23 protein-coding genes are annotated in these 23405 nt (G+C 68.8%); 13 read left to right on the plus strand and 10 right to left on the minus strand.

The window, feature by feature from the left end; translation table 11 throughout:
• Window positions 1-30: 30 nt before the first annotated feature.
• Window positions 31-1530, minus strand: coding sequence for an MFS transporter (locus ACWCPQ_RS04390; protein ID WP_449894618.1), 1500 nt, complete (start codon window positions 1528-1530; stop codon window positions 31-33).
• A 140-nt stretch (window positions 1531-1670) separates the two neighbouring features.
• On the opposite strand from ACWCPQ_RS04390, the gene ACWCPQ_RS04395 reads away from it, so the two are divergent.
• Together ACWCPQ_RS04395 and ku are read left to right on the plus strand one after the other, a co-directional pair.
• Window positions 1671-2777, plus strand: a complete 1107-nt coding sequence (locus ACWCPQ_RS04395; RefSeq protein ID WP_449894619.1) for a lycopene cyclase family protein — start codon at window positions 1671-1673, stop codon at window positions 2775-2777.
• On the plus strand, window positions 2777-3691 hold the full coding sequence (ku, locus tag ACWCPQ_RS04400; protein WP_449894621.1) for a non-homologous end joining protein Ku: 915 nt from the start codon (window positions 2777-2779) through the stop codon (window positions 3689-3691). Before ACWCPQ_RS04395 ends, ku begins: the two co-directional genes overlap by 1 nt.
• A 3-nt stretch (window positions 3692-3694) precedes the next feature.
• Here ku and ACWCPQ_RS04405 read toward each other — a convergent pair whose 3' ends face one another.
• Window positions 3695-4192: a GNAT family N-acetyltransferase gene (locus ACWCPQ_RS04405; protein ID WP_449894623.1), complete on the minus strand. Its 498-nt coding sequence runs from the start codon at window positions 4190-4192 to the stop codon at window positions 3695-3697.
• A 175-nt stretch (window positions 4193-4367) separates the two neighbouring features.
• Between ACWCPQ_RS04405 and ACWCPQ_RS04410 the strand changes: the two genes are divergently transcribed.
• Window positions 4368-5273 carry a universal stress protein gene (locus ACWCPQ_RS04410; protein WP_449894625.1) on the plus strand — a complete coding sequence of 302 codons (906 nt, stop codon included), beginning with the start codon at window positions 4368-4370 and terminating at the stop codon, window positions 5271-5273.
• 9 nt (window positions 5274-5282) lie between these two features.
• Here ACWCPQ_RS04410 and ACWCPQ_RS04415 read toward each other — a convergent pair whose 3' ends face one another.
• Window positions 5283-6194, minus strand: coding sequence for an LLM class F420-dependent oxidoreductase (locus ACWCPQ_RS04415; RefSeq protein ID WP_449894627.1), 912 nt, complete (start codon window positions 6192-6194; stop codon window positions 5283-5285).
• Between the two features lie 157 nt (window positions 6195-6351).
• Between ACWCPQ_RS04415 and ACWCPQ_RS04420 the strand changes: the two genes are divergently transcribed.
• The gene (locus tag ACWCPQ_RS04420) at window positions 6352-7242 is read left to right on the plus strand and encodes an alpha/beta fold hydrolase (protein ID WP_449894629.1); all 891 of its coding nucleotides are present in this window, start codon (window positions 6352-6354) and stop codon (window positions 7240-7242) included.
• A gap of 208 nt (window positions 7243-7450) precedes the next feature.
• Window positions 7451-8341: an alpha/beta fold hydrolase gene (locus ACWCPQ_RS04425; protein ID WP_449894631.1), complete on the plus strand. Its 891-nt coding sequence runs from the start codon at window positions 7451-7453 to the stop codon at window positions 8339-8341.
• Between the two features lie 93 nt (window positions 8342-8434).
• On the opposite strand, the gene ACWCPQ_RS04430 is transcribed toward ACWCPQ_RS04425, so the two are convergent.
• Entirely contained in the window at window positions 8435-9409 is a 975-nt protein-coding gene (locus ACWCPQ_RS04430) for an MsnO8 family LLM class oxidoreductase (RefSeq protein WP_449894633.1), read from the minus strand.
• Window positions 9410-9540: 131 nt separating this feature from the next.
• Here ACWCPQ_RS04430 and ACWCPQ_RS04435 point away from each other — a divergent pair, with 131 nt between their 5' ends.
• The 4 genes from ACWCPQ_RS04435 to ACWCPQ_RS04450 all read left to right on the plus strand — a co-directional run bounded on the left by ACWCPQ_RS04435 (window position 9541) and on the right by ACWCPQ_RS04450 (window position 13521).
• Window positions 9541-9873 (plus strand): histone-like nucleoid-structuring protein Lsr2, encoded by a 333-nt coding sequence (locus ACWCPQ_RS04435; protein ID WP_449894635.1) that lies wholly within the window; start codon window positions 9541-9543, stop codon window positions 9871-9873.
• A gap of 820 nt (window positions 9874-10693) precedes the next feature.
• On the plus strand, window positions 10694-11767 hold the full coding sequence (locus tag ACWCPQ_RS04440; RefSeq protein ID WP_449894637.1) for an alpha/beta hydrolase: 1074 nt from the start codon (window positions 10694-10696) through the stop codon (window positions 11765-11767).
• Window positions 11768-11893: 126 nt separating this feature from the next.
• Window positions 11894-12958, plus strand: a complete 1065-nt coding sequence (locus ACWCPQ_RS04445; protein WP_449894639.1) for a fused (3R)-hydroxyacyl-ACP dehydratase subunits HadA/HadB — start codon at window positions 11894-11896, stop codon at window positions 12956-12958.
• Window positions 12959-13080: 122 nt separating this feature from the next.
• Complete coding sequence (locus ACWCPQ_RS04450) at window positions 13081-13521, plus strand: SgcJ/EcaC family oxidoreductase (protein WP_449894642.1); 441 nt, start codon at window positions 13081-13083, stop codon at window positions 13519-13521.
• 101 nt (window positions 13522-13622) lie between these two features.
• Here the strand turns inward: ACWCPQ_RS04450 and ACWCPQ_RS04455 are convergent, their stop codons facing one another.
• Window positions 13623-14483: a hypothetical protein gene (locus ACWCPQ_RS04455; RefSeq protein ID WP_449894645.1), complete on the minus strand. Its 861-nt coding sequence runs from the start codon at window positions 14481-14483 to the stop codon at window positions 13623-13625.
• A 512-nt stretch (window positions 14484-14995) separates the two neighbouring features.
• On the opposite strand from ACWCPQ_RS04455, the gene ACWCPQ_RS04460 reads away from it, so the two are divergent.
• Complete coding sequence (locus tag ACWCPQ_RS04460) at window positions 14996-16333, plus strand: lipase family protein (RefSeq protein WP_449894646.1); 1338 nt, start codon at window positions 14996-14998, stop codon at window positions 16331-16333.
• A gap of 140 nt (window positions 16334-16473) precedes the next feature.
• On the opposite strand, the gene ACWCPQ_RS04465 is transcribed toward ACWCPQ_RS04460, so the two are convergent.
• Window positions 16474-17655, minus strand: coding sequence for a PucR family transcriptional regulator (locus ACWCPQ_RS04465; protein WP_449894647.1), 1182 nt, complete (start codon window positions 17653-17655; stop codon window positions 16474-16476).
• 168 nt (window positions 17656-17823) lie between these two features.
• Here ACWCPQ_RS04465 and ACWCPQ_RS04470 point away from each other — a divergent pair, with 168 nt between their 5' ends.
• A complete protein-coding gene (locus tag ACWCPQ_RS04470; protein ID WP_449894648.1) occupies window positions 17824-19539 on the plus strand; it encodes an aldehyde dehydrogenase family protein in 1716 nt (571 codons plus the stop codon).
• Between the two features lie 89 nt (window positions 19540-19628).
• Here ACWCPQ_RS04470 and ACWCPQ_RS04475 read toward each other — a convergent pair whose 3' ends face one another.
• From ACWCPQ_RS04475 to ACWCPQ_RS04485, 3 genes are all read right to left on the minus strand, one after another.
• Window positions 19629-19847 (minus strand): hypothetical protein, encoded by a 219-nt coding sequence (locus ACWCPQ_RS04475; RefSeq protein ID WP_449894649.1) that lies wholly within the window; start codon window positions 19845-19847, stop codon window positions 19629-19631.
• A 63-nt stretch (window positions 19848-19910) separates the two neighbouring features.
• On the minus strand, window positions 19911-20270 hold the full coding sequence (locus ACWCPQ_RS04480) for a hypothetical protein (protein WP_449894650.1): 360 nt from the start codon (window positions 20268-20270) through the stop codon (window positions 19911-19913).
• A 102-nt stretch (window positions 20271-20372) separates the two neighbouring features.
• Window positions 20373-20948 carry a TetR/AcrR family transcriptional regulator gene (locus tag ACWCPQ_RS04485; RefSeq protein WP_449894651.1) on the minus strand — a complete coding sequence of 192 codons (576 nt, stop codon included), beginning with the start codon at window positions 20946-20948 and terminating at the stop codon, window positions 20373-20375.
• An 84-nt stretch (window positions 20949-21032) separates the two neighbouring features.
• On the opposite strand from ACWCPQ_RS04485, the gene ACWCPQ_RS04490 reads away from it, so the two are divergent.
• Together ACWCPQ_RS04490 and ACWCPQ_RS04495 are read left to right on the plus strand one after the other, a co-directional pair.
• A complete protein-coding gene (locus tag ACWCPQ_RS04490; RefSeq protein ID WP_449894652.1) occupies window positions 21033-21932 on the plus strand; it encodes an oxidoreductase in 900 nt (299 codons plus the stop codon).
• Between the two features lie 66 nt (window positions 21933-21998).
• Window positions 21999-22622 carry a hypothetical protein gene (locus ACWCPQ_RS04495; protein WP_449894655.1) on the plus strand — a complete coding sequence of 208 codons (624 nt, stop codon included), beginning with the start codon at window positions 21999-22001 and terminating at the stop codon, window positions 22620-22622.
• 78 nt (window positions 22623-22700) lie between these two features.
• Here the strand turns inward: ACWCPQ_RS04495 and ACWCPQ_RS04500 are convergent, their stop codons facing one another.
• Window positions 22701-23399 (minus strand): class I SAM-dependent methyltransferase, encoded by a 699-nt coding sequence (locus tag ACWCPQ_RS04500; protein WP_449894657.1) that lies wholly within the window; start codon window positions 23397-23399, stop codon window positions 22701-22703.
• Between the last annotated feature and the right edge of the window lie 6 nt (window positions 23400-23405).

Below are 23405 nucleotides of genomic sequence, written 5' to 3' on the forward strand. Positions count from 1 at the left end.
GCCGGCCGGTTCGCGGCCGGCCGGCCACCCTCAGCGGTCGGCCGAGACCGTATCCGCCGGCCGCTTCCGGCCGTCGGCCACGAAGGCGACGATCCCCATCAGCAGCAACACCGCGGCACCGGCCGCGATGGATACGTGCGCGCCGGTCACGAAGGATTCCCGGGCCGCGGCCAGCAATTCGGAATCGGCCGCGTAGTCGTGGATCGTTTCGCCCAGAGTCGGCGCGAACTCGCCACCGGACCGGAACACGAGTGCCGCGAGCGAGCCGAGCAACGCCAGTCCCAGAGCGTTGCCCAGTTCGAAGCTGGTCTCGGAGATCCCGACGGCCGAACCGGCCCGTTCCGGTGGCACCGAGGAGACGGCGACCTCCGAAACCAGGGTGAACACGATGCCGTAGCCGATACCGGCGATCGCCGATCCGGTGACATACCAGCCCGCGCCCCCGTCGGCACCGATTCCGAGCACCAGCAGATTGCCGGCCGCGGCCAGCAACAAGGCGACCACGAAGGCCCACCGCACACCGAGCACTCGCCCCACCGCGGCACCGTTCACCGAGAAGATGAACACGGTGACGGCCATCGGTATCCCGAGGACGGCCGCCTGCAACGGGTCACGCCCGGTCACCGATTGCAGCCAGATACTGCTCAGATAGCTGAGCCCGGCCAGCGACATCATGGCCGCAGTGCTGGATCCGATGGCCACCGAGAAGCGGGCGCGGGCGAAGAGCGCGAGATCGACCAGGGGCTCGGCCAGCCGTCGCTGCCGGCGCACGAACAGAACGAGCACGACCACGCCGACGAGCGCACTGCCGAGCGCCTCGATATCGGGTCCGGATTCGGCGATGTGCTTCACCGCGTACACCGCGGGCAGAATGCCGCCGATCGACAATGCCACACTGGGCAGATCCAGCGGGCCCAGCGCGGTGGTCCGGTGCTCGGGCAGCAGCAGGGGCGCGAATACGAGCAGGATCAGCAGGACCGGCACATTGATCAAGAACACCGAACCCCACCAGAAATGGTGCAGCAGGACACCACCGATGATCGGCCCCACCGCCGACCCACCGGCGAAGAACGCCGTCCAGACCCCGATCGCCGTCGAGCGCTGCCGCTGATCCGGGAAGAGGTTGGAGATCAGTGCCAGACTCGACGGCAGCAGCGTGGCCCCGCCGATACCCATGAGGGCGCGGGCCGCGATCAGCACCGCCGCGCTGGGTGCGAACGCCGCGAGCGCCGACGCGATACCGAAAACGGTCGCACCCGCGAGCAGGATGGTGCGCCGCCCGAACCGGTCACCCAGATTGCCCATGGTGATCAGCAGACCGGCGATCAGGAAGCCGTAGATGTCGAGGATCCACAGTTGCTGAGCGGCGGAGGGATCGAGGTCGTCGGTGAGAGTGGGCAACGCCAGGAAGAGCACCGACATATCCATGGACACCAGCAGCACGGGCAACAGGAGAACGGCCAGCCCGAACCAGGCCCGCCGCCCGGCGCTCGTCTCCGGTGCGGCCCGTGCCGCCTCCACGTTCGTCATCGATGGTCCTTCCCATTCGTCGGTTCACCCAGTCGTAACACGCGTGCCCCGCGCGACTGTTCCGGGTGCTCGCCCCGAACGGGGATGATCACAGCCACCCCGGCGCCGGCGCCGGGTCGACGCCGTGTTTCGATCCGTCGGTGAGCGCCGATATCGCCATCTGCGGGCTCGGGCCGGCCGGGCGCGCGCTCGCCCATCGCTGCCTGGCTCGCGGTATGACCGTCCTCGCCGTGGATCCGAATCCGCGCCGCCGCTGGCGTGCGACCTACGCCGCGTGGTCCGATGAACTGCCCACCTGGCTGGAACCATCCGTCGTCGCGGCCACCGTCGCCGAACCGCGCGCGCACGGCCTGCGCGACCACGTCATCTCGCGCGCCTACTCCGTGCTGGACACCGCCCGGCTCCAGCTGTCGCTCGACCTCACCGACGCCACCCTGGTGCCGGGCCGGGCCGTATCCCTGTCCCGGCACGCGGTGACCGTCGACAGCGGACGGACGCTCCGAGCGGACCGCGTCGTCGACGCACGCGGACTGCGCCGCCTGCCGCGCCGGGCCGAACAGACCGCATACGGAATCGTCCTGCCCGGCGCGGCAGGACCGGAACCGGCGTTGTTCATGGATTGGCGCCCGGACAACGGCGCGGATCCGGGTGCGCCCCCGTCGTTTCTCTACGTGGTACCGCTCGGCGGTGACACTGTGCTGTACGAGGAGACCTGCCTGGTGGGTGCGCCCGCTCTCGCACCCGCGGAGCTCGCCCGGCGCCTGCACCACCGGTTGCGCTCGCGCGGTATCGCACCGGCCGGCGACGAGCCGATCGAGCGGGTCCGTTTTCCGGTCACCGGCGGGAGGCCCGGCGCCGGGCGCTTCGGCGCGGCGGGCGGATACCTGCATCCGGCGACCGGATACAGCGTCGCGGCCGCGCTGTCGGCCGCCGATACCGTCGCGGTCGGCGGCTCGGGCTGGTCACCGGCTGCCCGCACGGTCCACCGGCTCCGGCAGACCGGACTGCGTGCGCTGCTCGCGCTGCCGTCCGCCGATATTCCGCGTTTCTTCGATGCCTTCTTCGACCTCGATATCGAACTGCAACGCGCCTATCTTTCCCGGCGCGACGACCCGGTCGGCACGCTGCGCGCCATGTCCGGACTGTTTTTCGCACTCCCGGCCGGGGCCCGGGCCCGGCTCGCGACGGCGACACTCGGTCTGCGACCGCTCTCGCCCCGGCGGTCCGGTTCGGTCATCATGGAGTGATGCGGTCAATCTGGAAAGGCTCGATCGCGTTCGGGCTGGTGAACGTCCCGGTGAAGGTCTACACCGCCACAGAGGACCACGACATCAAATTCCACCAGGTCCACGCCAAAGACGGCGGCCGGATCAAATACGACCGCGTGTGCACCGTTTGCGGACAATCGGTCGCATTCGCCGATATCGATAAACAATACGAATCACCGGACGGGGACAAAGTCGTCCTCAACGACGACGATTTCGCCAAACTACCGGTGGCCGAGAAACACGAGATCCCGGTTCTGCAATTCGTACCGTCGGATCAGATCGACCCCATCCTCTACGACAAGACCTACTACCTCGAGCCGGATTCGAACACGCCGAAGGCGTATGTCCTGCTGGCCGCGACGCTCGAACGTATCGACCGGACCGCGCTCGTACATTTCACGCTCCGCCAGAAGACCAGGCTGGCGGCCATGCGGGTGCGGGACGGGATGCTGGTACTGCAGACCCTGCTGTGGCCCGACGAGGTACGCTCGGTCTCCTTCGAATCCTTGGAGGACGCCACCGCGCCGCGGCCCCAGGAGATCAAGATGGCGGAAACGCTCGTCGAATCGATGTCGGAGGATTTCGATCCCGACCAGTACACCGACGAATACCAGGTCGAACTCCAGCGCCTGCTCGACGAGGCCGTAGCCAGTGGGGACGGAAAAGCTCCGGAACGCCCCGAAGCGGCCGCGGCGGAATCCGATGCCGAAGTCGTCGATCTCGTGGCCGCGCTACAGCGCAGTCTGGCGGCCAGCGGTGCCGGCGGCGGTGACGAATCCGGATCGGCGAAGAAGACGACGCGGAAATCAGCGCCGCGGAAGGCAAATGCGCGAAAAGCAGCCGAACCGAAAACACGGAAAACAGCGCAGAAACGAACCCGGAAAGGCGCCTGATCCTCAGATCGCCTGAAGGAACCAGTCGAGTCGGCCCTCCGGACCCGCACCGGTGTGGTGGTAGTAGAATCCGAGCCGATGTGCCAGTGCCATGGCCGCCGTATTGTCCGGATCGATGCGCAGAACCGCTTCGTCGGCCAGATCGTGGCGGGCCAGATATCGGCAGGCCAGGACCACGCTCCGGGCAGCGACTCCGCGCCCCCGCCACGGCGCGTAGATTCCGTAGGCGATATCGGCCTGTCGTTTCGCCAGGAATTCCTGTTCGAGCGCGAGGTCCAGCGTCCCGGCCAACCGATGGGACATCAGATCCACCACGCCGAATGTCTTGCACGGACTGTCCTGGGCCCATTCCTCGGCGCAGCGCTCGAAATCGGCGACGACATTCGGGCTTCCGAGTCCCCCGGTACGGCGCACCGATTCCCGTTCCCGGGCAGCCAGATGCGCGGCGGCGTCCGCCACCTCGATCGGTCGTAACCCGATTACCCCGTCCGAAATCAGCACGCGATCATGATCGGCATATTCCGCGCTGTTCGACAAGCGTCGGCTACGGCGCGCCGCTGACGAAAATCGCAGGTGACAGACATTGCGGTGACGAGAAACGAAGCCGTGCACATTCGGTGGTGGGACACGCCCGGCGGCTACCGCCGCGGCCGTTTCCCGGAGGGATACTCGGCCTATGACCGAACACGAAGACGATCCGCACCGGCTCGTATCCGCTGCCGTCGTAGTCGGTGCAGACGGTACGCCCGCCGCGCATTCGGCCATCCGCTGGGGAGCCGCGGCAGCCGCCCGGCGCGGGCGGCGCCTCGTCATCGCCTACGGAATGAACGCCACCCCCGCGAAAACCTGGCTGGTCGCCTATCAGCCGATGGTCGACGAGGCCGTGCAAACCCTGAAAACCCATGGTGAGCAGGCATTGGTGACCGGAACACAGGTCGCTCGCGAAGCTGCTCCGGACGTCACGGTCGATACGCTGCTCTCCGAGCAGAGCGGCGCGAAAATGCTGATCGAACTCTCGAAATCGGCTCATATGGTGGTGCTCGGATCGCGGCGCGGCGGCGCGGTCGCGCATCTGGGATCCACGATTCTGGCGGTCGCCTCACACGGCCGGGGCACGATCGTCGCCGTCCGCGAGAACGGTGAGGACATCACCGAGGGACCCGTGGTCGTCGGCGTCGACGGCAGTCCGGTCAGCGATACCGCCGTCGCCGCCGCATTCGCCGAGGCCGCCGAACGCGAAACCGATCTGGTCGCGGTGCACACCTGGAGCGATCTGACCTTCACCGAGTTCGCGAGCACCGGGTTGATCGAGATCCCGGCCGAGGATCTGCAGACCGCCGAACAGGCGGTGCTGGCCGAGCGGCTGGCCGGCTGGCAGCAGCGCTACCCCGAGGTCACCGTGCAGCGTGAGGTGTATCCGTCGACCCCGGCCCAGCATCTGCGTGAATGGTCGGAACGGGCACAGCTGATCGTGGTCGGCAGCCGGGGGCGCGGCGGATTCAAGGGGTTGCTGCTCGGTTCGACCAGTCAGTCGCTCGTCCAGCATTCGGCCTGCCCGGTCATGATCACCCGGCCCGCCTGAGCGAGCCGGTCAGCCCACCAGCCCGGCGAGCAGTTCGCGGGTGCGCCGCGCCTCGGTACCGCCGGCGAAGATCGAGGCGACGAATTCGGTGGCTCCGGCGTCGAAGATATCGCCGATACGTGCCGCGACCTGGTCCTCGGAGCCGATGACGGCGAGATCCGCGGGTCCCGCGGCACCCTCGCGATCCATCATGGCCCGGTACGACGGCAGCGTCCCGTAGGTCGCGAAGGTCTCGGCCGCCCGGGCCCGAGCTCCGTCCACATCATCGGTCACCAGGACGGGCAGCGAGCACACGATACGGGCGGGGGGCCGTCCCGCCTCGGTGGCGGCGGCAGCGATGGTCGGCGCGATATGGTCGCGAATCGTGGCCGGTCCGGTCATCCAGAGGACGGTGCCGTCGGCACGCCGCCCGGCCAGCCGCAGCATCTGGGTACCGAGCGCCGCCAGCAACACCGGAATGCGTCCCTCGTCCGGGATGCCGAGCTCGAGATTCCCGCTCAGGGTTTCGCCGGTGAACGACACCGGCCGTCGTTCCAGCAGCGGATCCAGCACCATGAGATATTCGCGCATATGGCGGGCGGGTCGTTCGAACCCGTAGCCGTACATGCTCTCGATGACCACCTGATGGGACAGTCCGATACCGAGGGTGAGGCGATCCGGACCCACCGCGAGCGCGGTCGTACGCGCCTGCTGGGCCAGCGCACCGGGGTGCCGCGGGTAGGTGGGCACCACCGCGGTGCCGAGTTCGATATCGGGAACCCGGCTACCCGCGACCGCCAGCGCGGTGAGCGCGTCGACGCCGAAGATATGCGAGAGCCAGGCCGAGGTGAAACCCTCGTCCGCGGTCCGCTGGAGATCATCGGTGAGCAGGCGCAACGCGTCGGCTCCGGACCGTTCACCGAGCAGAATGCCGATACGCACGGTTTGCCTCCTCGTGCCGTGGTCGGGGTGGGATCGTCGCCGGTCTTCCGGGCGTCGAGCCTACCCCTGGGCCGGAAGAATTCCGGTCGCCGCCACGTCGCGCCGACGCGCCCACGACATCCTCGACCCCGGCTCGGCCGGGGGGCATGCTGGAACCATGGACGAGTTTGCGAGCTGGCGGTCGAGCGGAGCGCGTTTCACCCATCGCGGACACCAGATCTTCTGGCGCGCGGGCGGTACCGGAACCTCCGGGACCCTACTGTGCCTACACGGGTTCCCCACCGCGTCCTGGGACTGGCACGTCCTGTGGCCGGAGCTGTGCGAACAGTTCGAGAAGGTGCTGGCTCCGGATCTGATCGGGTTCGGCTGGTCGGCCAAACCCCAGCATTACGACTACACCATCGTCGATCAGGCCGATCTGACCGAACAGCTGCTGCGCGAGCAGGGGGTGGAGAACTTCCACATCCTGGCCCACGACTACGGCGATACCGTGGCCCAGGAACTGCTGGCCCGGGATGCCGAACGCCGGGCCGCCGGCGACCGGTCGCTGATGATCGAATCGGTCTGTCTGCTCAACGGTGGGCTCTTCCCGGAGGCACACCGGCCGCGCCCGATCCAGCGGCTGCTGGCGAGCCCGCTGGGTCCGCTGGTCGGCCGGTTCGGCAGCGAGAAAACCTTCGCGCACAGTCTGAACGCGGTGTTCGCCGCCGATTCCCGGCCCGACGAGGAACAGATGCACCAGTTCTGGATGCTGTGGTGCAGTAAGCACGGGAAGCGCAACGGCCACAAACTCATGGGGTACATGGCCGAGCGGCGTACCCACCGGCAGCGCTGGGTCGGTGCATTGACGCGACCGCAGGTGCCGGTCCGGTTGATCGACGGGCTACGCGACCCGGTGTCGGGCGCGCGGATGGTACGCCGCTACCGCCAGACGGTCGCCGAACCCGATGTGGTCGAACTGCCCGAGGCCGGGCATTATCCGCAGCTCGAAGCCCCGGCCGATACCCTGCGTGCGTTCCGCGAGTTCCATACCACCCGGGTCGGATGACGTCGCGGCGCGAAGCCGAATCCGATACAGCGCGAGCGGCATCGGCGAGGAGCGATGTCGCTCGCGCCGTCGGCGGCCGTACCACCGGGCAGGCGGTCGAAAGACGGTGCAGGAGTGATAGCGTCGCCACGGCGCCGCACCGGCGCTCCTCCCGAATGCCACTCTCCACCGCCATCGGTCGGTGCGAAAAAGATGAGGTGCTTCCGAATTGGTTGAGACGGAATCCGTTTCCGAACCCGATCAGCACACTCAGGGAGCACCGGAGCAGATCGTCACACGCGCGGGTCGGCCGCTGCACGCCATGGTCCTGTCCGGCCCGGCGGATTCGACCGCCCCCACCGTCGTATTCGAAGCAGGCGCCGCGGCGACCCGCTCCTCGTGGGGCCTGGTCCAACCCGGCGTCGGGCGCTTCGCCCGGGCGGTGGTCTACGACCGGGCGGGACTCGGCCGGAGCCCCGCCGATCCGGCGGGCCGGACACTGGACCGATTGGCCGGCGATCTGCTGGATGTCCTCGACCATTTCGGATCCGGTCCCTTCGTTCTCGCCGGGCACAGCGCAGGTGGAGTCATCGCCCGGCTCACGGCATCCCGTGTCCCGGATCGGATCGCCGGTCTCGTCCTGGTGGATCCCACCGACGAGGCGGCCGATCTGCTGTTCGGCCCGTCGTTCCGGCGGATGGAACGTCTCAGCCTGACAGCACACGGCGCGCTTGCTCGGCTCGGATTGCTGAGGCGGATGTTCCGGCCGATGCTGAACGCGGTTCCGGCCGATGTCCGGCGCGATATGGAACGGGAAGCGTTCGCCCCGGGAATCGTGCGCACCCAGGCGGTCCAGGCCCGGACCTTTCTCGACGAACTCGCCACCTGGCGCGACAACCCGCCCGATCTCGCCGCGATCCCGACCACCGTGATCTCGGGCGGCCGTACCGGAGACGGTATGAACACCCGGATCCGTGCCGCCTCGAACGCCGCTCATGCCCATCGCGCCGCGGTATCGCCCTACGGTCGCCACGTGCTCGCGCCCGGGTCCGGTCACTATGTCCCGTTCACCGAACCCGGTCTGGTGATCGAGGAGATCCACCGCCTGACCCATCGGTGACCGAGATGGTTCCGTCCTGTCCACACCGGCCCGGCCGGGACCTCAGCGTATCGGTGCCGGCGTCGATAACAGGACTCGACGCTCGCGCCCCGATCAGCCCGCGATGATCCGCGCCAGCGCGGTATCCGAGTCGGCCAGTGCCTCCCGGTCGTAGGTCGAGGTGGTGACCAGTAGCTCACCGGCTCCCGTTCGATCGGTGAGCTCTTCGATCCGGCGGCGCACCGTATGCGTCGTACCCGCGACCGCGTGGCGCACGGTGGCCTCGACGCGGCGGCGGGTCTGCTCGGTCCACGGCTGGTCCTCGATCACCGCGACCGGCTCCAGCGGCGGGAATTCGCCGGTGACTCGGGAACGTGCCATCGCCCATGCCTCGGGGAGGACGAGCGCGCGGGCCTGCTCGTCGGTTTCGGCGACGGTGATGTCCAGCGCGAGGGTGACGGCAGGGTGCTGCGCCCGCGGGCTCGGCCGGAAATCGCGACGGTAACCGGCGAGTGCGGCCGCCAGCTCCGGGCTGTCCAGCAGCGGCCCACCGAGTACCGCCGGAAGACCCAGCCGCGCGGCCACCGCGAGTCCGCGCCCGGTCGCCAGGACGAACATGGGTACCGTCCGGTCGCTCACCGGGTGTGCGGTGACCGAGCCGGTTCCGTCCAGGTAGTCACGGAGTTCGGCCAGCTCGTCCGCGAACCGGTCGGGCGCGTCTTCCTGCTGCCGCATCGCCCGGCGGACCGGCGCCGTGAAAGCCGGTGAGCGCCCCAGCCCCACGTCGATACGCCCCGGGAAAAGGGCTTCCAGCATGAGGAACTGCTCGGCCACCACCAGCGGTTGATGATGGGGCAACATCACCCCGCCGGACCCGATCCGGATCGTCGAGGTCCGCGCGCCCAGCACTCCCAGCAGCACCGGCGGCGAACCGGACGCGATCCCGGGTACCGCATGGTGTTCGGCCACCCAGAAGCGCCGGTACCCGGATTTCTCGGCCGCCACCGCCCGTTCGACGGTATGTGTCAGCGCGGCCGCTTCGGGTTCCCCGGCCCGGGTCCGCGACCGGTCCAGCAATGACAGTTCCACGCTTGTAGAACACCGTGCACGTCCCGGGTCTTCCACCCTGTCCGCGCCCGAATGCCCCCGCCGGATTCCGGGTCGGCGCCGATCTTTGGCTACCATTGTCCGGATAGTTTGCCCACCGTTCGGAGGACTGCATGGCGCGTAAGGTCATCGTCGAGCTGGTCGACGACTACGACGGAACTTCCATCGCCGAGGAAACTGTCACGATCGCTCTGGACGGTGTCACCTACGAGATCGATCTCTCGGCCGATAATGCCGAAACATTGCGCGGCACAGTCGGATTCTGGATCGAGCATGCGCGCCGGGTGGGTGGCCGCGTGAAGGGTAAACAGCGGCCGCAGGCGGCGAACAACAATGCCCGCACCCAGACCGTTCGCGAATGGGCACGTAAGAACGGCCTGGAAGTGTCGAACCGGGGCCGGATCTCGGCGGAAATCGCCGAGGCGTATCAGAAGGCACACGCCTAGTACACCGGATCCGGCGAATACCCCTTCGCCCGAGAGTCTTTCACGGTCGCGTCGAAGTCGCCGTACCGATAACGGGTGCTCGATCGCGCGCCTGCCCGGAAGGTGATGGGCGGGAGGAAACCGGACGATTCGTTACGCCGACATGTGTGTTCGCGGATCGTCCTTTCGCGCACGACCGGGCCGATCGATACGACTTCCGGCGGAAAATCCGAAACATCCCCGGCGGTCCCACGGAACCGGATCCGACGGCGGGCTCCGACCCGGATTCCGGCTGCCCCTGATCTGTCTCCGCGGCGATCCGCTCCGGGTCGCTGTGACCACGCGAGACGCCGTGACCACAGCTCTGGTCCTTCCCGAGTCGAGCGCCGGCGCGAGCGGGCCGACCGGAGCTACTCGCCCGGTGCGCCGAACGCAGCGAGCTGCAGGGTGCGTTTCCCGCGATCGGTCCGGCGCCCTCCCGTAGCGCCCACCGGCGGCCGCCGCACTCTCCGCTCGGCCCGGTGAACAGAAAACGCGTCCGCCGGTCCGCGCGGGCCGTCTCCTGCCGCGAGCGGACGGGATGAGAGCCGGGTCTGCTCGAGAACTGCCGCGCCGGTCGCGGATGCCGGAACGAGCCGGCCGCTGTCATACCCGGGCGCACCCCGGGGCGAATCAGATCACAGTTCGGTAACGTCGACCGGTCCATCCACGACGAACCGGTCGGTATGCCGAGACCCTGGCGGGGGCCGCGCGCTGTTCGGCACCGGTCGGCACTTGCGTACCCGGCGTCGACCGGCCGCCCCGACCTTGTGCTCACCCGGACGAAAGGCCCTGCTCCGCGATGCGAAACCGATTGTCTCCGGCGCCGGTGGACGCCCTGAACCGCCGTGTTCTCTGGCTCGCCACCGCCGCGCTCGCCGTGCTGATCCAGGCAGTCTCGCTGATCAGCGGCAATATCGCCCCCGCGCGCGCCGCGTTCGACCCCGCCGGAGCGGATTTCTGGGTCGACTCGAGCATGGGTCCGATCAAATCGCGAGTATTCCGCGCCGCCGACGGCAACACCTCACGCGTGGTCTACGCGCTGGACGGAATGCGGGCGCGGGAGGATCTCAGCGGCTGGGAGATCGATACCGATATCGCCCGGAAATTCACCGAATGGAATATCAATGTGGTGATGCCGGTCGGTGGGCAGTCCAGTTTCTATACCGACTGGAACGCGCCGAGTTCCTTCCTCGGCGTACCGCCCGGATCGGGCTCGACCGCGGGTTCGTCCTCCGGGTCCGCATCGGGCTCCGGCGGACTCCAGGCCCTCTCGGCGGGACCCGGCAAGTCCTACACCTACAAATGGGAGACGTTCCTCACCCGCGAACTACCGGCCGCCCTGCGGGACCGGCTCGGTTTCGCCACCCAGCGCAACGGTGTCTTCGGGCTGTCGATGGGCGGTAGCGCCGCCCTGACGCTGGCGGGCGATCATCCCGACCAGTTCAGCTTCGCCGGGTCCTACTCGGGATATCTGAACATCTCCGCGCCCGGGATGCGGGAGGCGATCCGGGTGGCCATGGTCGATGCCGGCGGCTACAACGTGGACTCGATGGCGGCACCCTGGGATCCGAAATGGCTGCGGATCGACCCGTTTGTCGCAGCACCCCGACTGGTCGCGAACAACACCCGGCTCTGGGTCTCGGCCGCCAGCGGCCTGCCCACCGCGACCGACAGCGCGAGCATCAATACCGTCAACGGAATGGGGCTCGAGGCGCTGGCCCTGGTGAACACCCGCGCCTTCCAGATCAGGATGGCGACCCTGGGTGCACAGAACGTGCACTACGACTTCCCGGCCGCCGGGATCCACGCCTGGAACAACTGGGCGGATCAGGCATTGCGCATGCTCCCCGATCTCTCTGCGAATATCGGCTGATCGCGATGACGCCCGCCGCGGTTACCGAATTCGCCACGCCGACCGAGGAATCCGTTCCACACCGGCTACGGTCGCATATGTCCGCCCATCCGGCAGAACCCGGAAACATCGGTAAAGTGAGCCGACGTGAGTTCTGAAGATACGGCCGTTTCCGAAACTGGAGAAGCGGCTTCCGCGGAGGGTCCGGGCCTGCCGGTGGGGTATCGATACCGTGCCCGCGACCACTATGTCGTCGGCCGGGAGAAGATCCGGGAATTCGCGCGCGCGGTGCAGGATCATCATCCGGTGCACTGGTCCGAGGATGCCGGTGCGGACCACGGGTACGGCGGGCTCATCGCACCACTGACCTTCTTCTCGGTGCCGGGTTTCCTCGCCCAGTCGGAGATGTTCGCGTCCGTCATGACCGGCTACGACCTCAGCCAGATCATGCAGACCGATCAGGTGATCCGTTATCACCGGCCGATCCGCCGCGGCGACGCACTGTTCTTCGAAGTCCGGCTCGAATCGTTCCGCCGGGCGTTCGGTGGCGACCTCATGGGTTTCCGCACGCTGGTCACCGACCGCGGCGACCGGCCGGTCCTCGTCTCGCACACCAGCATCGTGGGCCGGACGGGCGTCGAGTCCGGCCTAACCGAGGTCGGGGCCGGCATCCTCATGCACAGCTTCCGCCCGGGCACCGAGCAGGATCCACGGCCGGCGCCGCCGCCGGTGGACAACGCTCTCTGGGAGGAGATCGTCGTCGATTCGATACCGACGGCGCCGGTGAGCCGCTGGGCCCGCACCTTCGAGAGCGTCGCAGTCGGCGACAACCTCCCGCCCCGGACCGTCCGGCTGACCGCGGGCGACCTGGTGAACTACGCCGGCGTATCCGGCGACCCCAATCCGATCCACTGGAGCGGAGAGGTCGCCGGGCTGGCAGAACTGGACTCCCCCGTCGCGCACGGCATGCTCACCATCGGTATCGGGGCCGGTTTCGTCACCTCCTGGCTCGGCGATCCGGGTGCGGTCCGCGAGTACGCGGTCCGCCTCACCAGTCCCGTCCACGTCACCGGGGAGGGTGCGGATATCGAATACTCCGGCAAGGTGAAATCGGTGGATCCGGTGCGCCGGACGGCTACCGTCGCGCTCACCGCCCGGCACGCGGGTCGGCGGATCTTCGGCCGCGCGACCGCGGTGGTCCAGCTCCGCTGACCGGGAACACGCGACCGATCACGTCGCCGGGCAGCTTCTCCGGAACTTCCGCGCACAGAGTACGAACAGCGCCGGAACCGACGAGTTGACCTCGAGTTCACTCGAGGTTCGAAGATGATCTCATGAGCACGAACGAAGCACCGGCCCTCGGTGATCCCGGCACCGACCACACCGCGGATATCGCCGCGATCGAGCAGCTGATCCGGGATGTCGAAACCGGCTACAACACCAACGACGCCGAACTGATGGTCAGCGGTTTCGCCGCGAACGCGACCGCCGGCAATGCCGTCGGTACGGTGATCACCGGCCGCGACGCACTGCTCGAGGCAGCGCGCCGCGGACTGGCGGGGTTTCTGAAGGACGAGTACGTCGCCTACCAGGTGACCGATATCGTCTTCCTCCGCCCGGATATCGCCATCGCCCACAAGGCGGCCCGGGCCACCACCGCCGATGGCGTTCTCATCGACCGGGATCCGGCGATGGTCGCGCTGTACGTCCTGATCGCCGAGAACGGACGCTGGTGGGTGGCGGCCCGGCACAATACGCCCGTTCCCGCGGGCTGACGATCGGTGCCGCGGCCTCGGTTCCCGTCGATCGCCCGGCCGCCGCCGCAAGGGGGCCGCGACCCGGGGCCGCGAACGAACCGGAATCCGAATCCGGTTGTCTACTCGCCGCTTCCGGCGGGGTAACCGGCGACGGTCGCGTCCGGCCCGGCCGGCGCGAAGGCCTCGGGAGCGGGCCCGACGGCGCGGGGCGGAGCGCCGAGAGCCGCAGCCGCGCCGATTCCGGCACCGATACCCGCGCCGATTCCGGCGAGCGGGGCCGCCATCAAGGCGAAGCCGTAGGCGGCGCCCAGCGGCGCCGCGGCCAGGCCGATCGGCGCGAACGGCATCCCGATCGCCAATCCCATCGCACCGCCCACGCCTGCCCCGATGACTGCGAACGGGGCGGCCACCGCGGCCCCGGCGGCCGCGCCGAGTGCCGCGGCGCCCAGCGTCTGACCGGCGACCCGGTCGGACCGAGTGCGTTCCATACCGACGGAGTCGAGGAAGGTCGCGAGATTCGCCTCGGTTGTCGCGGACGCGTCGTTGATCTGAACGGCCTGCTCGCGGGGCAGCCACTCGGGCGACTCGACCTGGACGTCGCCGAACCGCAGGGCGCCCGGTGGCGGCGCGATCGGCGGAACGGGCGCGACCGGGACCGGCACGTGCAAGGACTCGACCGGCGCCAGGTATTCGTTCTTCGGCGCGGTCCGTGCCCACTGCAGCGAGGACAGGATGTCGTCCGGGATCCGGACCCCGTGATACGGGCGTACATTCGGCGCCTCGGCCGTAGGCCACTGCGCGGAGTCGTCGGCCGCCCGCCCGGCTTCCCCGGCGTCGACGGGTACGGCCGGTCCCGCCTCGTCCGCGGCCGGGACGACGTGCTCGGTGCGGTTCACCGGGATGTAGCGGTCCGGCTCGGCATTCGCGCCGCCGGTCCCCACCAGGGTGAGAACGACGGGCACAGCACCCGCCACAACCATGGACCCCATCTTGGTTCGACGCGGGCTGACTGTTCTGTGCTTGCCGGTGCCCATCTATCACCTTTCATCTGAAAGAGATGCTGTCTTTTCACATTCGGATCCGCGCATCGATTCGGATGGGTCCGCGTTCGGCGATCGGCCCGGAAACCTCTGCCGCCACCGGTGCCGACGGCCGCCCGCCGACGCGATAGAGCACATCGCCGCGAACGGAGCAGGAACCATCACGCGCGCGGCGAGTTTTCGGTCACCGGGCGCCCGGTCGGCTCGTGACGATACGACTCCCGGCCCGGTCGTTCCGCACAGATTTCGAAAATGTTGTGCGACATCATGATTCATTTACCAATCGCCGGAGACGGCCGGGGCGGCAGCAGTTCGGCAACCGTTCAGTATCCGCGTTATCGTCGACATGTTACTGTCCAGTAGGTCACTGGATGACGTAGGTCATAGACCCCGCCGAATGTGACCCGGCACCCGGCGAAGGGTTCCGGGGTGGACAGCATGGAGAGTTATCGATGTTCGGAGAACGACGGCGTTTCCGGCCCGGAGCACGCCGATGGGCCGGCCGGATCACGGCAGCCGCGGTGGCCGTGGCCTGTGCGACCGCGGTGGCAGTGGTGGTGACCGATCGACCCGAGGCCGCGGCCACACCCGAGAACTTCTACACCCCGCCCCAACAGATCCCGGCCGAACCGGGCACCGTGATCCGCACTCGGCCGATGTCGCTGCTCGCCACCCTGCCCTCCGATCAGGGCTGGCCGGGTAAGGCCGACCACATCATGTACACGACCCGGCTGCAGGACGGGTCCCCGGTCGCGGTCACCGGAACCTTCATCGACGCCGCGGGCCCGTGGCTCGGCGCGGGGCCCCGCCCCACGGTGGTGATCGGCCCCGGCACCTCGGGCCAGGGCGATCGATGCGCCATGTCGAAGGCGTTCTCGACAGGTATCACGATCACCACCGATCCCTCACCGTCGCTGTCGGCGAACCAGGAGTTGCCCTCGTCCGCGGTGTGGAGCCGCCTCGGCGCGCGGGTCCTGGTGACCGACTACGTCGGATTGGGCACCCCGGGTATCCACACCTACGCCAACCGGATCGAAGAGGCGCACGCCGTCCTCGACGGCGCTCGGGCCGCCAACAACCTGACCGGCGCCGGACCCGATACCCCGCTGGTGTTCTGGGGCTACTCCCAGGGCGGCGGCGCGGTCGCGGCGGCGGCGGAGATGGCGCCGGATTACGCACCGGAACTGAATCTGAAGGGCACCTGGGCCGGTGGGCCGGTGGCCGATCTGGCCGCCATCCTGGAGCGGATCGACGGTGCGCTCATCGGCGGCGCGATCGGTTTCGCCATCAACGGATTGCTGGCGCGTTATCCCGAGTTGGGGAAAGCGGTCGACCGGGTGACCAACCAGCACGGACGCGATACGCTCGCGGCGCTGAGCGATGCCTGTATCGGTGATGCCATCACCCACTATCCGTTCCTGAAGACGAGTTCGCTCACCAGCGACGGCCGGCCGCTCAGCACGCATCTGCAGGCCATTCCGGAAGCCGCGCCCGCCCTGGCCGATCTGCGGGTGGGCACCCTCACTCCCGCCTCGCCGGTGTTGATCACCAGCGGCCGCAACGACGACACCGTCCCGTACGGTCAGGCCCGGGAACTCGCCGACCAGTGGTGCGCCAAGGGTGCGACGGTCACCTTCCGCACCAACGAACTGCCGCCGCTGCTGCCCGGCACCACCATCCCAGGCCATTTCGGTCCGGAGATGATCGACGGTTTCGGCCCCGACAACGCGATCACCTATCTGCTCGATCGCTTGGCCGGCAAGCCCCTTTCCGGGTGCACGATGAACTGATATCCGTGAACGGTCGGAACCCGCGGGTCCGGCGCCCGGGTGGACGCCGAGCGCCTCGAGAGCCGCGTTCCGGCGGCGGCCGGGTCGTTTCGCCGAAGAAACCGTCCAGAACGAATATCAGGTCACCGGCCCGGGCCGCGCTACCGGTCACCGGGACCGAGCAGGGTGATCGCCTGCAGCGCGAGGAACAACTCCGCGGACTGACGTGGATCGGTGGTATCGCGGCCGGTGAGATCACGAATCTTCCGCAGCCGATAGCGCACCGTATTGCGATGGCAGTGAATCGTTTCGGCGACCACCGCGGCCGATCCGCCGCACCGGAACCATGCCTCGAGCACTTCGATCAGATCATCGCGCTCGCCCGCGGGCAGATCCAGCAACGGCCCCAGGATCTGCGCGGCGGCGCGGCGTCCGGCCTCGGGCACGGCGATGAGCAGATGGGCGGCCGGCTCGTCACCGAACCGGACGACGGCGGGCGATCCCGGCCGCACCGACCGGGACGCGAGCCGGGCCTCGGTCACCGCCGCGGTAATGGACAGCGGTGTCGTGACGACGGCGCTGAGACCTATCCGATCGTCGACGAATGTCGAAAGCGTGGCCGCGGCCCGCTCGATCCCCGCCTCCGACGCTGCCGAGAGAAGCCCGAGATACGCGTCGATCTGGGCGTCCCAGACCGAGCGGACCCCGGCATCCCGGAGCGCCGCGATGAGTTTCGCCGGCAGCGGCGCGGTGGGTTCGGTATCGATAGCGGCCACCGCGAATGCGCCGCGCTCGGGAAAGCCGAGCGTGCGCAGCACCTCGAGCACCCGGGCCGGATTACCGGAATGATCGTCGAACAGCGTGCGCACGAGCCGGCTCTGCACCTGCGCATCGGAATGCGCCAGCAGGATCTCGGTTTCCCGGTAGGCCTCGACGGCCGCGTCGGAGTACAGATCGACGAGCTCCCACAGTCGCGTCGCCAGATCGTGCAGCCGGGCATCGCCCGGCCCGGCCGACCATTTCGTCAGCTCCTCCCAGATGAGCCGGCCACCCAGCCGATAGGCGTGCAGCAGGCTCGCGACCGGAATCCCCTGCTCGGCCTTGAGCCGCCCGGCGTCGCGGGCCGGCTGCAACCGCAGCGGGCCCGCGCCCGCGAGCGCCCCGATCACCGTGGTGAGGTTCTCCAGACACGTGCGGTGTAGCTGATCGTGGGTCAGCAGCCCGGGTTCCGAATAAGAGATATCGGCCGCGGCGATCCGATCGACCAGAACGTCGGTCATCGCCTCGACGGAATCGGCGAGCGCGGCGGCCAACGGTGCGACAGAGGGCGCGGGCGTACTCATACCGGGCAGTCTAGTAGCCCGCTGGTGACCCACGCCACGGCAAAATTGTGCCCGTGCACAAACGAGACCGGGGATTTGCGCGACAGTGACACATTTCTTTCAGGCATGGGCACAGTCACACTGGGCAATGTCCGGATCATCGCGCGATTTCCAGCAACGGAGCTCCACGTGCAGACAGAACAGGCCGCCGCGGCCGACAGCGTCATCGACAGCGCCCTCGCCGATCTGGCCGAAGGTGAACGGCGATGGTCCGGGCTACCGCTGTCCGGAAGACGTGCCATCCTCGCCCGGATGCGCACGCTGACCGGCCGGTACGCGCAGGAATGGGTCGACGCGGCCGTCCGGGTGAAGGGGCTGGATCCCGCGTCCCCGCTCGTCGGCGAGGAATGGCTGTCCGGACCCTACGTATTCGCCACGAGCCTCACCGCGATATCCCGGACCCTCGAATCGCTGGAACGCGGTGTCAGCCCGCTCGCGAACGCGAAGTTCGGCACGGCCGGCGATCGGGCCACCGTACAGGCCCTGCCGACCGATCTCTACGACGAACTGCTGCTCAGCGGCTTCCGTGCCGAGGTGTGGCTACAGCGGGGCGTCGGCTCGGAAGCCGCACGCGCGAACGCCGGACTCGCCCAGCTCGACCCGGCCCACACGCACGGGATCGGCGCGGTCCTCGGCGCCGGGAACATCACCTCGATCGCACCGTTGGACACGATCTACGAGCTCATCGCGCACAACCGGGTGGTGGCGCTCAAACTCAACCCGATCACCGATCCGCTGCTCCTGGTGTTCGAGAGGATCTTCGCGCCGCTGATCGAGCTGGGCGCGGTGCGGATACTCACCGGCGGCGCCGAGATCGGCGGCCGCCTGGTCGCGCACGAACGTGTAGCCCACGTCCATATGACGGGCAGCGCCGTGACCCACGATGCCATCGTCTGGGGCACCGGCCCGGCGGCCGCCGAACGCAAGGCCGCCGGGACACCGCTACTGGACAAACCGATCACCAGCGAACTCGGCGGTGTCTCGCCGACGATCGTGCTCCCCGGCGAATGGAGTACGGCCGATCTGGAATTCCAGGCCGAGCACATCGCGACCCAGCGGCTGCACAACGGAGGCTACAACTGCGTGGCAACCCAGGCGGTGATCGTTTCCGCGGACTGGCCGCAGAAGGACGCGTTCCTGACCGCGCTCACCGCCGCTGTCGAACGCGCGCCCGCCCGGCCGGCCTACTATCCCGGCAGCGACGGGCGGGTCGCCGGTGCCCGCGCCTCCTATCCGGACGCCCGGCAGCTCGGTCCCGGCGGCGGCCGGCTGCTGGTGACCGGTCTCGACCCGGAATCGGACGAAGCGCTGCTGTCCGCCGAGTACTTCGCACCCGTGCTGGGTGTCGTCGAACTCCCCGGAACCGGGCCGGATTTCGTCCGCATCGCGGTGGATACGGCCAACGAGAAGTTCACCGGCACCCTCGGTGTGAACATCGTCGCCCATCCCGGCAGCGTCGCGGCTCTCGGCGACCATTTCGACACCATGATCGAGCAACTGCGCTACGGCACTGTCGCGGTGAACGCATGGACCGCGGTCGGCTACCTGACACCGACCGCGAGCTGGGGCGCCTACCCCGGGCATACGCTCGACAATGTGAGCAGCGGGATCGGCGTGGTGCACAATGCCTGGCTGATCGACGGGATCGAACGTACGGTCGTCCGCGGCCCGTTCCGCCCGGCGCCGCGCTCGGTGCTGAACCGGGAATGGGCGCTGACCCCCAAACCGCCGTGGTTCGTCACCAACCGGACCGCGGCGCGGACGGGCCGGTTGCTCGCCGCCTTCGCAGCGGATCCCCGCTGGTTCCGTCTGCCCGCCATCTTCGCCTCCGCTCTGCGCGGCTGAACCCGGCCTGCGTCGCTCCCGGACCTGCCGGTCCGCCGACAGGTCCGGCAGGTCCGAACCCGTACAGGCCGCCCGGCCGGGACCCCCGGTCAGGCGTACAGGCCGGTCCACTGGGTGACCGGGTAGGGATGACCGCCGGGGCGGCCGTTCCAGCGGCTGATCAGCATTGTCAGGTTCGACGGCGACGACGAGCCGGGATGGAGGTAGCCGCCGTAGAGCGTGGGCAGCTGCGGTATCCCCCGCGGCGAGCAGCATCCGGCGGCCGGGTGTTGCGCCGGAGGACCGTTCAGGTCAACCGGCCCAGCCACCCGGCGGCATCCAGCCGGAAAGCCACCGGCGCCGTACCCGACGCTGTCGGCCGGTCGGCGGAATCACCGGAGGCTCTCAACGGATTCCTTGCCATGAGCGCCGATTTCGAACGCTGCGCATTGGACCCGGTGGCGCGCGAGGTCGTCATCATGACCGTCGCGCCCCGCAACCGGTGCCATATCTGCATCGCGATGCACACCGGAAAACTCCACGCACTCGGCGCAGTACCGGAACTGCGCACCGCGCTCCGCGACGGCGGATCGATATCCGACGCACGAGCGATCCGCGACCTTCACCTTCGAGCTGATCGCGACCGCCGGCGGCGTCGACGACGCATCCGTCGTGTCCCGGTCGGTCCACGGATTCACCGAACGCAATGCACTCGAGATCGTCCTCGGTATCGGCACGTACACGATGTCCACTCTGGCGAACCGGCTGGTTCGCGCCACCTGACACACCGGGTTCCGCTCCGGTACGCGGTGGCGGAACGGTGAGCGACCCGGTCCGCGCCGCCCGGCCGCCGGTCAGCCGGTCCGCGATACCGGCCCCGGGGTGAGCGCCCGGCGGGCCAGCGTCAGCCACCGGAGTTGCTGCGACTCCGGTGCCGTATCCGCCGGCGCGCCGCCCAGCAACAGGATCACATCATCGGTGGTGATATCGGGATAGAGCGAACCGTCACGATGCGCCGCGGCGACGAGCCGATCGACCGCGACCCGGCCCCGCTCCTGAACATCGCGGAGCGCGTCCGCCGCGACCTCGGCTACCGCGAACCGGAACAACCGCTCCTGCCGCATATCGAGCAGCACCCCGTGCAGCAATGCCAGCAGTTCGTCGAGCGCCGCGGCCGTACCGCGGTCGACCCGGTCCACCGCCGCGTCCAGCGCACCGCCGATCTCCGCCGTGAGGTCGGCGACCACTCCCTCGATCAGGTCTTTCTTGGTCGGGAAATGCCGATAGAGCGTACCCACCGCCATACCCGCCGCACCGGCTATCTCGTCCATTCCGACCCCGGGACCGCGCTCGACCACCAATTCCCGCGCCGCACTCACGATCGCCTCCCGGTTGCGTACCGCATCCGCACGCCTGGGCCTTCCGGCCATCCGCCACCCTCCTCTCTCCTTGCGCACAACATGAACGAGTGGTTCACTTTAATATGAACCACTCGTTCACCTTAGGAGATGGCAATGACCGGCTGGACCGAAGCCGATATTCCCGATTTGCGTGGCCGCACCGCGGTGGTCACCGGCGCCAACACCGGACTCGGATTCGAAACTGCACGAGCACTCGCCGAGCACGGCGCCCGGGTCGTCCTGGCCTGCCGCGACCCGGACCGGGCGGCGCATGCCGCCGACCGGATCGCCCACGGTGATCCCGCCGTTCGCGCCGCGATCGAAACAGTGCCCCTCGACCTGGCCTCGCTCGCCTCCGTGCACAGCGCGGCACAGCGGATCCGCGACCGCTACGACCGGATAGACCTGCTGATCAACAATGCGGGCGTGACCGGTCTCCGCGGCGCCACCGCGGACGGCTTCGAGGCACAGTTCGGTATCAACCACCTGGGCCACTTCGCGCTGACCGGCCGGCTGCTCGAGCGCCTCATCGCGGCCCCGGCCGCCCGCGTGGTCACCGTCAGCAGCCTCGGCCACCGGTTCGGCCGAATCGATCCCGCCGACCCGGCCGCGCGCCACGGAAATGCCTACGGCAAATCGAAATTGGCGAATCTCCTGTTCACCTACGAACTCGACCGCCACCTCGCCGGTACGGCGGCCATCGCCCTGGCCGCCCACCCCGGCGGTGCGAGCACCGAGGTCTTCCGCTATTCCCCCGCGGCGTTCCGGTTGCCGAATCTGGCCGTCGCCCGGATCTTCGGCCGCACCCCGGCGATGGGCGCGCTGCCCACGCTGCGCGCCGCCACCGATCCGGGCGCTGTCGGCGGCGATTACTACGGACCGACCGGGCTCTTCGAGATCGGCGGCTACCCGGATCGCGTGAAATCCAGTGCCCACGCCCGGGACCGACGCAGGCAGGAGAGCCTATGGGCGATATCCGAGGAGCTCACCGGGGTGCGGTTCGCTGTGGGCTGAACCTCCGGCTGCCGAAACGGCGTAATCTTGTAATCAAGTAATCGCCGCCAGTGAAGAAGGTACACCATGAGGCATGGACATCGAGGACGCGGATTCGGCCGCCCGGGAGGCTGGCAGCAGGCCGACCTGCCGGACGCGGCGGATGCGGTGGATTGGTTCGCGGGGCGCCTGCCCGGCGAATGGTTCACCGGAAGCCCCGCCATCGAGATCGATCGGGACGAAATAGTGGTGGTCGGCGAGCTGCCGATCCCCCGGGCAGACTCCGTGGCGGACGAGAAGGCCGCGGCCGCCGAGTCCGCCGCCAGCGGGGAAACAGGCACCCGCGCGGTTCCCGATGCGACAAAACAGGGTGCGGTGGCGCGGTTCCGGGAAACCACCCGCGGCGCCCGGATGCAGATCGCCGACGAAGCCCAGCAGCGCTACGGCCGCAGTGTGGCATGGGGCGTTTCGGTGGACGGTGAGCGCATTCTGTTCACCCATCTGGCGGTACCGGTGATGACCCGGCTGCGCCAGCCGGAGCGCAAAGTGCTCGATACCCTGGTCGACGCGGGCGTCGCGCGCTCGCGAGCGGACGCGCTGGCCTGGACGGTGAAGCTGGCCGGCCAGCATGCGGAGGCCTGGCTCGAGGAGCTGCGCGCGGCGATGAGCAAAGTCGAAGACCTCCGTTCCGAAGGCCCACAGGGACTCTGACCGCCCCTACCGCACTCCGGGACGACCTCGGCCCGCGTCCGGTGGTGCCGCAGCGGACCACCGGACGCGGCTATCCGGTCAGCCCAGATGCGCCGAGAGCAGCCAGGCCGGAATCGATTTGCGGCCGCCGGGTTCATCACGCAGGCCCTCGAAGCGCAGCAACGGTTCACCGGCCGGCGACTCGGCGCGGTCCGGCAGGTTCGCGTGGATCCGCGCCGGGACGATGTCGTCGATCACCCAGTATTGCGAGACCGCGTCGCGCAGTTCGTCCGCAGTGACCGGAGCGGGTGCGGGACCGGGCAGCGCGGGAAATCCGGCACGGTCGAACACCAGCGCGAAATACACCGCGCCCGGGGCGGCCGCGCGGGCGATCGATGCCAGATAGCCGGCACGTGATTCCGCCGGGATCGAGTGGAACAACGTACTGTCCACCACGGTCCCGAACCGGCCGTCGTAGCCGGTGAAAGCGGTGATATCGGCGACCTCGAAGGTGGCGTTGTCCAGCCCGCGCCGCTGGGCCTCGGCCCGGGCGGATTCGATCGCGGTCGGCGCGAGATCGAGGCCCACGGTCGTGAACCCGCGCTCGGCCAGAAACAGCGAGATGGCGCCCTCCCCACATCCGGCGTCCAGCACCTCCCCGTGAAACCTGCCCTGCTCGATCAATGCGGCGAGTTCCGGCTGCGGCTCCCCGATACTCCACGGCGGCGCCACATCCGGCCCGAACGGGCCGTCGCCGCGATACACGGATTCGAATTCGAAATCACCCGGTGTGCTCATACTCCA

Source organism: Nocardia sp. NPDC001965, from assembly GCF_053594175.1.